5 protein-coding genes and 2 pseudogenes are annotated in these 11,001 nt (G+C 56.0%); 4 read left to right on the forward strand and 3 right to left on the reverse strand.

What is annotated here, in order from left to right; genetic code table 11:
* Positions 1 to 384 precede the first annotated feature (384 nt).
* Both IGW03_RS24180 and IGW03_RS24185 read left to right on the forward strand, forming a co-directional pair.
* Positions 385 to 5,493, forward strand: coding sequence for a RecQ family ATP-dependent DNA helicase (locus IGW03_RS24180; protein ID WP_194725096.1), 5,109 nt, complete (start codon positions 385 to 387; stop codon positions 5,491 to 5,493).
* Positions 5,494 to 6,276: 783 nt separating this feature from the next.
* A pseudogene (locus tag IGW03_RS24185) lies at positions 6,277 to 6,881 on the forward strand (IS3 family transposase); the annotation flags it as partial.
* Here IGW03_RS24185 and IGW03_RS24190 read toward each other — a convergent pair.
* Together IGW03_RS24190 and IGW03_RS24195 are read right to left on the reverse strand one after the other, a co-directional pair.
* Complete coding sequence (locus tag IGW03_RS24190; RefSeq protein ID WP_323745022.1) at positions 6,880 to 7,701, reverse strand: IS3 family transposase; 822 nt, start codon at positions 7,699 to 7,701, stop codon at positions 6,880 to 6,882. The pseudogene IGW03_RS24185 and the gene IGW03_RS24190 sit on opposite strands and share 2 nt — an antisense overlap.
* Positions 7,698 to 8,036 (reverse strand): transposase, encoded by a 339-nt coding sequence (locus IGW03_RS24195; RefSeq protein WP_225984950.1) that lies wholly within the window; start codon positions 8,034 to 8,036, stop codon positions 7,698 to 7,700. The genes IGW03_RS24190 and IGW03_RS24195 overlap by 4 nt, the downstream gene beginning before the upstream one ends.
* Before the next feature lie 32 nt (positions 8,037 to 8,068).
* Here IGW03_RS24195 and IGW03_RS24200 point away from each other — a divergent pair.
* Positions 8,069 to 8,626: pseudogene (locus IGW03_RS24200) on the forward strand (IS3 family transposase); the annotation flags it as partial.
* Between the two features lie 1,473 nt (positions 8,627 to 10,099).
* A complete protein-coding gene (locus tag IGW03_RS24205; RefSeq protein WP_194725097.1) occupies positions 10,100 to 10,330 on the forward strand; it encodes a hypothetical protein in 231 nt (76 codons plus the stop codon).
* 30 nt (positions 10,331 to 10,360) lie between these two features.
* Here IGW03_RS24205 and IGW03_RS24210 read toward each other — a convergent pair.
* On the reverse strand, positions 10,361 to 11,001 hold a 641-nt coding region (locus tag IGW03_RS24210; protein ID WP_267253589.1), incomplete at its 5' end, for an ATP-binding protein.

Here is an 11,001-nt window from a genome sequence, read left to right on the forward strand (position 1 = left end):
TTTCATCAGGCTGCAGCGGCTTGAGGTCAATACGGATTTCGTTTTCCGCCATCGACGTCTGCGATCCAAAAATTTGCCTCGAGCTATAGCGGCGTTGGCAGCTGGTCAACCGCGCGATAGGACTCCCATCAATCCAAGAATTAGGCTTTTATCAGATCTCCAGTTCTTTCATATTGGCAAGTCAACAAGTAGAATGGGAAGCTAGGTGTACAGAAAGGCCATAATGAGGGCCTCGTTTCGGGCAACATATCTTTCAGGGCTCTCATTGTGACGACGCCAGCCTTACATGCTAATGAACCATCCCGCGCCGACGGAGACCATTTAGACGCCGAGTCGAACGCGGTACCGGCAGTCGCATCGCTTTCGTCATTACCGCGTCCCTCGTTGAGCCCGCGCTGCGTCTCCGTCGATCTCGAGGTTGGCATCAAAGACGCGAAGATTCACCGTTTTGCCGGAGTCCGGGGTGACACCGACGCATCTTACGTCTATCAAAAGGGTGATTTGCTGGCGGCGCTGACCAAGCTCGATGAAGTCGCCGATGGCGCCTCTTTCCTGCTCGGCCATAACATCATCGCCTTTGATCGGCCGCACCTCGCCGCCGTCAAGCCAGATCTTCGCTTGCTCAGCCTGCCGACGATCGATACGCTTTGCCTGAACCCGCTGGCGTTTCCACGCAATCCCTACCATCGCCTGGTCAAGCACTATCAGGACGGGAAGCTGCAACGCGGGCAGTTGAACAATCCTGAACTTGATGCCCGGCTTACTATCGAGGTCTTTCGCGATCAGCTCCTGGCATTCAAGGAGTTGGCGCAGGAAGACCCTGACTTGGTCACTGCATGGCATTGGCTTACCACTTCGGACAACACCGTGTCGGGCCTGAACGCCTTCTTTCTGACCGTCCGGCGTGCTGCCCGTCCGACCGATGAAGAAGCGCACATCGCCATAGGCCGTCGCATCCAGGGCCAGGCTTGCGAGACGAGCGCACGTGAGATTCTTGCGAAGGCAAAAACCCACGGCTGGCCGCTGGCCTACGCCTTGGCCTGGCTTTCCGTCGCTGGCGGCAACTCGGTGATGCCGCCATGGGTCCGCCATCAGTATCCAGAAGCTGGCCACATCGTACGCCGGTTGCGTGATACCGCTTGCAGCGCTCCCGACTGTACATGGTGTCGCGAGCGGCACGACCCACGCAAGGAGTTGAAGCGTTGGTTTGGGTTCCCCGAGTTCCGGCTGCAACCCGCCGATGCTTCCGGTCGGCCTCTGCAGGAAGTGATCGTCGAAGCAGCCATGGGGAGACACCATGTTCTTGGTATTTTGCCAACAGGCACTGGAAAATCGCTCTGCTACCAGATTCCGGCCTTATCACGCTTTGACAAGACCGGTGCGCTGACGGTCGTCATTTCGCCGCTTGTTGCCCTTATGGCCGATCAGGTAGCTGGCCTGGAAGCGCGGGGAATTGGTGTGTGCGCCGCCATCAACGGCTTGCTATCCCTCCCGGAGCGCGCCGACGTGCTCGACCGGGTGCGGCTAGGCGACGTCGGGATTCTTATCGTCGCGCCTGAACAGCTACGCAGCAAGGCCGTACGTAAAGTGCTGGCGCAACGCGAGATTGGCATGTGGGTATTGGACGAAGCGCACTGCATTTCGAAGTGGGGTCATGACTTCCGTCCCGACTACCGTTACGTCGGCCGCTTCATTCGGGAATCGGCAAAGGTGGACGTCGCCGCCCCAGTACTCTGCCTGACTGCCACGGCTAAGCCAGACGTGGTCGCAGACATGCTTGAGCACTTTCGCACCAAGGTTGGTATCGAATTGACCGTGTTCGACGGTGGCGCGAGCCGTGACAACCTTGATTTTGCAGTGGTGCCGACCACACCGGCGGACAAATTTCCCCACCTGCATCAGATATTGCAGAGCGAACTGCCCGAAGACATGCCCGGCGGCGCGATCATCTACTGCGCCACCCGTAAGCAGACCGAGGAAATCGCCAAATACCTGCAAGAGAAAGGCTTGGCAGCCGACTTTTTCCATGCCGGCCTGCCGCCCGAGACCAAGAAAGACGTTCAACGACGCTTCGTGGAGGGGGAATTGCGGGTCATTACTGCCACCAATGCTTTCGGCATGGGCATTGACAAGCCGGACGTGCGCCTAGTGATCCACGCCGACATGCCGGGCTCTCTGGAAAACTACCTGCAGGAAGCTGGGCGCGCCGGCCGCGACCGGGCACCCGCACGCTGTATCGCGCTCTACACAGCTGAGGACGTGGAGCGCCAGTTCAGCATGTCGGCGCGCTCGCGGCTGACTCAGAAGGAAATTCAGGCTGTCCTTAAGTCTCTGCGTGCGCTGGAGCGCAAGAAGCAGGCAACCGGAGAGGTAATCGCGACCGCGGGTGAGATCCTTGCCGAAGATGCGGAGGGTGACTTCGAACGCGATTCGGCCACGGACGACACCCGGGTCAGGACCGCCATTTCCTGGCTGGAGGAAGCTGCGCTTCTGACCCGTGAAGAAAACCACGTTCAAGTCTTCCCATCGTCGCTGCGGATAGCGACGATGGACGAGGCAAGAGACAAGCTGAAGAAGCAAGTACTGTTCGACGATTATCGTCGCCAACTGTTGGCCATTATCTACGCCATGCTGTCGGCTGAGGCCGACGAGGGCATTTCCACCGACGAGTTGATGGGTGTAGCTGGCCTCTCCGCTGACAAGCTGCGCACCGCGCTCTATGACCTCGAGCGGCTGGGTATTGCCAGCAACGACACCGGACTGACCGCCTTCGTGCACAGTGGAGTCAATCGCTCCTCCCAGAAGCGGCTGGAGGAAGCGATCGCCCTGGAAAACGGCCTCATCGATCTGATGCGGGAAGTCGCTCCAGACCTGCAAAAGGGGGAAACGTCGTTGCTTCAGCTACGGCATACCACTCAGGCGCTTAAAGACCAAGGCCACACCGGTGCCCTCCCCGACAAGATTTCCCGGCTGGTCAACAGCATCGCGAGCGATGGTCGTAGCGAAGATGGTGGCCTAGGGAGCCTGCGTCTGCGTCGGCTCGACGCTGAAAACATCCAAGTCACGTTGCAGCGCGATTGGACACACCTGGCGAGGACCGCGGACTTGCGGCACCAGGCGGCCGCCCTGGTCCTGCAGCACTTGATCTCGGTCTTGCCCTCCGGCGCGCGCGGCACAGATTTGCTGGCCGAAACCACTCTCGGTGCCCTGCATGCCGCACTCAAGACCGATGTCGTTCTGGTCAGCCAGGTCAAGGATTCCGCCAAGCTACTAGACCGTGCCCTACTCTGGCTACACGAACAGGACATCATCCGGCTCAACAAAGGCTTGGCTGTTTTTAGGCCGGCGATGACCATCCGGCTGGGTAGCGAGCGACGCGGTTTTATCAAAGCCGACTTTGCGCCTCTGAAGATGCACTACGACGATCAGGTCGTGCAAATTCACGTCATGGCGGAATATGCGCAGCGCGGTCTGCAACAAATGAACGACGCGCTACGCCTCGCCAACGACTACTTCAAGTTGGATAAGGAGGAGTTTCTGCGCCGCTGGCTGCCACTGAAGCAAAAGGAACTGGAGCAGCAGACCTTGCCCGCCTCCTACGCAGCGATCGTCGACAGCCTCAACCACTCGATACAGCAGCGCATCGTCGCCGATGACCGTGAGCAAACCAATGTGCTGGTGCTGGCTGGTCCCGGCTCGGGCAAGACACGGATCTTGGTGCACAGGATTGCCTATCTGGTGCGGGTCAGACGCGAACATCCCCGCGGCATTCTGGCCCTCGCGTATAACCGCCACGCCGCCGTCGAGATCCGTCGCCGCTTGGCAAGTCTAATTGGTGATGATGCGAAAGGCGTCGTGGTCATGACTTGCCACGCATTCGCCATGCGCCTCACCGGGACCAGCTTCCGCAAGCATGCGGCAAAAGACGAACAAGCCTTCAAATCGGTCATGCGCGAGGCGGTGGCGTTGCTCAAGGGCGAAGGCGCGGCCATCGACGAGGCCGATGCTTTGCGCGATCGTCTACTCGCTTCATTCCGATGGATCCTGGTCGATGAATACCAAGACATCGGACCGGACCAATATGAACTCATTGCGGCATTAGCGGGGCGCGCCCGTTCCGAGGAGGACGGCCGTCTCTCGCTGTTTGCCGTCGGGGACGACGATCAAAACATTTACGCCTTCGACGGCGCCAGCGTGGAGTTCATTCGCCGCTTCGAGGAGGACTACGCTGCTAAACCGGTATTTCTGGTCGAGAACTACCGATCGACCGGCAATATCATCGCGGCATCGAACCAGGTCATCGCACCTGCCCTGAACCGGATGAAAGCTGACCACCCAATCACCGTCAACCACAGGCGCGGCAGTGAAGACGCTGGAGGGGCTTGGACGAAGCTGGATCCGGTCGGGCGTGGACAGGTGTTGATCGTCGAGGCGGGTAAAGACGATTTGTCCCAAGCAGAGGCCGTCATGGCCGAGATGCGTCGCCTCTTCGAGCTCTCGCCAGAGCGGGATTGGTCCCGCATGGCCATCATCGCGCGCGAGTGGAAGACCCTTGACCCAGTGCGTGCCTACTGCGAACAGCACGGCATACCGGTGCAGATGGCAGATGAGGACACAGCACACTGCTGGCAGCTGCGGGAAACGCGCGCCTTGGTCGCATGGCTGCGTGGCCGCCCGGGAACCATCGTCACCATCGACGAGATCCAGTCATGGTTGATGGGGCAGTCGACCAATCCCTGGTGGACCCTACTCTTGGAAGCCGCCGAGCACTATGCAGCTGAGACAACGCATGGCGAAGTATTGGTGGATCATTTTATCGAGTGGCTGGCGGAATGGGGGCAAGAGGTCAGGCGCCGGCAAAACGGATTGCTGTTGTTGACGGCGCACCGTGCCAAGGGCCTAGAGTTCGACCATGTCGCAGTATTGGACGGCAATTGGCGACGCTCAGGCCCATCAGAGGATGGCGATGCACCGCGACGGCTCTATTACGTTGCCATGACCCGCGCGCGCAGTACACTAATTCTAGCCAGGCTCGATGGTCGCCAAGGGTTCTGCGAGGAGCTGCTTACGAATCCAGCTGTCATGATTCGCCGGCCACCGCGGCCGTTGCTGCCGCAACAAGCTTTGCGCAGGCGCTACTTGCGTCTGCCATTGAAACATGTCGATCTCGGTTATGCTGGTCGGCGCCATGAACAGGATCCTCTCCATGCCGCGATTGCGTCGCTATCCGCCGACAGCCCGGTCACGATCGAGCAGAACGCCGAGCAATGGGAGATTATGGACGACAAGCGCCGCGTCGTCGGCCGCCTCGCGCGATCGTTTCGGATTCCCGATGGCATGCGGTTCTTGTCTGGCAAGGTGAACAGCGTCATCGTAAGACGGCGCAAGGATAGCGATCCGCCGTTCCATGCGTCGCTGCGGTGCGAGCAGTGGGAGGTGATCCTGCCAGAACTTGTGTTCGAGCCTATTGTTCGTCCCGACGCATCACGGTAACTGTCAACTGGCTAAACGGGGCAAGTGTACTTCCGCGCATTTTTTAGTACGGTGTCTCATTTCCCCCTTTACTGATGACGTTATTTTCGTCACCAAACCTACATTCACCGCCCAAACCCTTCGTGTTCTCTTAACAACGTTGCCATGATGTCTATCAAGAAGCTTCGCTCATTAGCCACGTCTGGTGGCAGCGTTTGAGCTATAAGATTGTGGGGACCCGAGATGGATTGCGGTCGACGTCCATAGGCAGCGGTTCTTCGACGCGGCTGCTCAGGTAGTCGGTAATGCGGACGAGAACATTGCGCAGACATGCCTTATGGTCGACGTCATTGAGCTTAGTTATGCCGATCAGCGAGTAAGTTGCAGCACGGACGTCGCTCGAATCGGAGCAGGCAAACAAGAAATTCTATGAGACTGAGCCCCTTCAAAGATGAAAATGCCCTGCTAACTTTCGCTAGCAGGGCACTGCTGCTTTCCACATGTACAGACATCGTTCCTTGCGGATTTGACTTGTCCGACGTACTTATATCTACCGCTTCATCGTGACCGGAATCTCGATACTTTGAAGTGCTCCGTCAATCACAACTGGTAAAGATACAAGACCGGTGTATATGCCGACCGGTAGGCATTTCAAGCTATAGTCACTCAAAGACCCTGTACATACTTGATACGGCGGCTTGTCTGAGATACCGCTAGTAGAGGTGGCCCCGGAAATCTGTGCAGTTAGATAAGTGGAGCTTTGCTTGATGAAACCGGTCGAAAGACCGTACCGAGGAGCAAAGCATGAGCAAGAGAACAAGGCGCAACCACGCAAGCGGATTCAAAGCCAAGGTGGCGCTGGCAGCAATCAAGGGTGATAAGACGCTAGCTGAGATCGCTCAGCAATTCGATGTGCATCCAAATCAAGTGACAGAATGGAAACGGCAGTTGCTCGAGCGGGCCGCAGACGTATTCGATGGTGGCGTAGCGGCCAGGTCGGCCAATGAACCAGGCCTCACGACGCTCCATGCCAAGATCGGTCGGTTGACACTGGAGAACGATTTTTTAGAAAGCGCGCTCACCAAAGCGGGACTGCTGAGCGCAAAAAAATGATCGACCGCACTCATCAATTGCCAGTGTCCCGGCAGTGCCAGGTGCTATCACTGGCACGCTCGACGGCGTACTACCGAGCGCAACCAGCCAGTGGGGTCGACTTGGCGATCATGCGCCGCATCGACGAACTGCACCTCGAACACCCGTTTGCCGGAAGCCGAATGCTGCGTGACATGCTGCGGCGAGAAGGCACCGCCATTGGCCGCAAGCATGTGGCGACGCTGATGAAGAAGATGGGCATTGAGGCGCTGTACAGAAAGCCCAGGTGTATCGACCCAGCCGAATCTGCTCAGATCATGCTGCTAAAGCGAATGCCTCAGCAGGCGTTTTCATGCCCAGCGCTTGATGCGGACGCCGCGTGTTATAGAAGCCAATCCAGTCTGCAATGACCCGGCTCGCATGCTGCAGCGTCTCGAACCGATGGCGGTGTACACATTGCTCTTTCAGTGTACGAATCACCCGTTCCACCATGCCGTTCTGCTCCGGGCAATGCGGTGTAATGAATTCCTGCTTCAAGCCATAGCTTCTGACCAGCGCTGTGTAGCTGCGGCTGGTGAAGACGAGGCCGTTATCGGAGCGAAGCAGAAAAGGCACTGGCACACGCCCCAAGGTCCCGTAGCGGGCGATCAATGCTTGTTCCAGCGCCGATTCGGCGGTCTTGGCCTTGCCAGAGCGGGACAGGTGCCAGCCAAGCAGCTCCCTGGTATGGCAATCGATCACCAGGGCCAGCACTGCCCAGCCATCTCGACCAGCCCAGACCCGACACAAATCCGTCGCCCAACGCTCGTTCGGTGCCTTAGCCACCGAGGGTAACGCTTGCACCCGCGGCCGGAAGCCGATGGGTCGCTTTTTGACTTGCCAGCCCTTGAGCTGGAAGATGCGCTGCACGGTGTTCTTGTTGAAGTCCAGCAGGTGCGCCACCGTGCGATAACCGAAAGACGGATTCTCGTCGATCATGGCCTTGATCGGGCCGGCGAAACGGTCCTGGACCTTCGGTGCCGACCTAACTGGCTTGTAATACACCGTTCTGCGCGGCACGCCGAACCACTGGCAGATCTTGCTGATCGAGACGGTAAAGCCGTCTTCCTTGAGTCCCTGGCGGATCGTCTCGATCACTTCTCGTCCTCGCCCAGCAGGGACTGCAGCTTTTTTCGAGCACGCAATTCAAGCATTGCCTCGCCGTAGGCCTCCTGCAGTTCCTTGATCTGCCGCTCATACTGTTCCTTGACGTCCAGCGGCTTGGCGCGCAGTGCGTTTTCCAGGCCTTTGCGTCCTTCGTCAACCCATTCTTCGATTTCTGAAGGCGGGATGTCGAACGCTCGGCTGGCTTCAGCCACGCTGGTTTTACCCTGAATGATTTCGGTAACCAACGCAGCCTTGCGCTTGGCGGTCCACCGTTTGAATTCTTCTTCCATCGTCATGCTCATGTGATTCCCTTTCGTGATTATCACCTGAGCAGGTTTTCAGTGGGTCATTACACAGGACCAGTACTCGCCATGCCGCCCATCAGGTGTACCCCTACCTGCTGCGCGATATGACGATTGAGCGGCCGGGCCACGTCTGGTGCGCCGACATTACCTACATTCCGATGAAGCGCGGCTTCGTGTACCTGTTTGCAGTCATGGACTGGGCCAGCCGGCGGGTACTGTCATGGCAACTGTCCAATACGCTGACCACTGACTTCTGCCTCGAAGCGGTACAGCAAGCCATTGACCGTCATGGAGCACCGGAGATCTTCAATACCGATCAGGGAAGTCAGTTTACCAGTACCGATTTTACTGATCTGCTCAAGGGCAATGGCATTGCCATCAGCATGGATGGCAAAGGATGCTGGAGAGATAATGTGTTCGTCGAACGGCTGTGGAAATCGATCAAGTACGAAGAAGTCTACTTGCACGCGTACGAGACAGTGAGCGCGGCAAGAAGCGGGATTGGCCGCTACCTGGAGTTTTACAATAGCCGGCGCCCGCACAGTGCGCTTGACGGCCAGACGCCAGATGCGTTCTACTTCAGCAACCAGCCAATGCCACAAGCGGCATAGATGGCAACGCTACTTCCGCGAAGCTCCACTTAGCAGCAGCAATTTGCTGTCCAATCAAACGGGGCCACCTCTCCCTCCCATAGCGGGCCATTGTTTAGATGCGCCCTGAACCGGGAATATGACGAAGACATTAACCGACCGGGAAAATGCCTTGTTATCGTGGCGAATGCAAGTGTGATCGACATGCAGGTGGAGGGTTTGAGCGAGGGCCCAAATTTATAGGTTTCGTTGTAATCAGGGGCGAATAAAATGCTTTAAGCGCTGGACAGTTCAAGGTTCCGTTGCCATGCCTACCCGCAGTTCTTGTCGAATCACTCGTACCTCTGGCGGGAGCTGTTGAAGGGCCGGTTGCTTGACCTATCTTGTGAGAAGGACGTGCTTAATCAGCTTTTACTTTTCGAAGTAATTTAATCTTCATGCTATAACCGATCGGATCTTTTATCGAATTAGAACGAGAAAAATCCGCCCTTCGCTGCCAAGTGCGCGGCGGTCTTCGTTGGCTGCTGCGATGAAACTCAAATTAGGCAATGCAACGGCAAAGATTGCCCGATCCTACGACGCTCATCTTACTATTCCCGTCCCGCCTTCCAACCCTCTCCAAAGCGTTAGTTGGTCTTGGCAGATGGCGAAATAAGTGCTGCATCATACGGCGACTTCACCATACGTCCTAGGCATGGAAAATCCGTAACGTTATGCCCATGCCCCCTCTTTCGGCCAGTCGCGTATGTCGCCTGGTAGGCTTCGAGTGATATATGTTATTGCAGGATCCGCTTCAACTCGCTCACCACAGTGTGGGCACACAACAAGACCCCTCACGGTGTTATCGCCCGCAGGTATGCTGGAAGACTCCACAAGGAAGACATAGCCACACTGCTTGACCGCACACTTTTCCAAATGGATCGACATTATTGGCCCTCCACTGTCCGAGAATTCGCAGACGTAGAGAATAGTACTTTTGCGGCGATGCGCAACCCGTATCCACGATGCGGAACGCAGCACCAGGTCTCAACTGAACCAATGTGGAAAAGACAATGTCAAGTGAGGTCATAGTGACCTGATGTGCAGCAAACGGGACTTCATGGTCTTGCATGGCTACGGCGGCCATACCGACCTGATGTTCTATAGCTTTTTTGCCGATGTATTAGACTGAAGAAAGATGTATGAAATCAATCTCGCCAGGAAATTGCCGAGGTTACATAATCTGTGCCTGAATGTTAATGCCAGCAAGTTAGTTGGTTAACTGCCACTAGACTTCTGTTTCCTCCAGTGTCATCGAATTGCACATTAGAAAATTAGATCTGTTCGTGTAAAGAATGTTCTCTCCTTCAAGCTCAGCTTCAATGAAATAGCATTATCGACTTCTATGTCTTTGGAAAGCCGATGATTTACTTGACACCGTCATTTGCTATGCCAATACTGCGTTTCGGGTTTGGTAGAAACGAATAACACAATCAACGGATCCAAGAGATTTACATGAGCGATAAGAAAATCATTGATGCAGACATCGTAGCCGGGACCCAAATGGCGATGGTGGCTGCCATTGGCGCGCTTCTGAAGCATGTCACCTATGAGAATCCCCAAGTGTTGAAGGACTTCGAAGAGGCAGTTGAACATGCGAAAACCATCTTGTTGAATTCGGAAGCGACAGATCAAAAGATTGCTGCTTTCGAAACTGTCGCTCAGGCTCTGATAAGAATCTGCTAACAGTACCGATTCGATGTAGGCTACCAACTCTTATGCAGACATTTCTCTAGATAGTGCCGTACATCGAGGTAAGAGGATGGTAACCGTAGTTCCGATTCCCTGTGTTGAATCGATTCGAATATCGCCTCCTGAGTCCTTGACAAACGAATACACCATCGGTAAGCCAAGCCCGGTACCTTGTCCTGCCGGTTTAGTCGTAAAGAACGGATCGAACACCCGATTGAGTGTTTCACGCGACATCCCAGTACCTGTATCAATGACGCGTAATAAAGCATACTGGCCCGCAGAAATGACAGCGCGTTCGTCAGATTGTTCAGGCAGGATTTCCACGTTTTCCGTTTCCAGGCTAAGCACCCCAGTGTCCCTCATCGCATCGCGTGCGTTAATTGCCAAATTCAAGAGTAGGGTATCAAGCCGATTTGGGTCACATAAGGTGTCCCACAGATCCTCTGCTAACTCTGTACGAACAGCGATGCCCGAACCGACCGCATTGGCAATCAATGGCTGCATGATAATGATACGGTCATTGAGGTTTGTCTGACTGAGAACGTGATCGATATTTTTTTGTCCAAGCCGGGTTTGTGATGAGGTTGATCCGGAATGAGCAGGAAGTATTATCCAAGCGATATCAGTCGTGAACAGTTTGACCAAGTTCGGCCTTTGTTGGAAGG

The sequence above is a fragment of the Noviherbaspirillum malthae genome, from assembly GCF_015352985.1.
In the GTDB taxonomy this organism is placed as follows: Bacteria; Pseudomonadota; Gammaproteobacteria; order Burkholderiales; family Burkholderiaceae_D; genus Noviherbaspirillum; species Noviherbaspirillum malthae.

Excerpts from the sequence above, each read along its gene's own strand:
- IGW03_RS24205 (WP_194725097.1), top strand. The coding sequence starts at position 10,100 with ATGAGCGATAAGAAAATCATTGATGCAGACATCGTAGCCGGGACCCAA.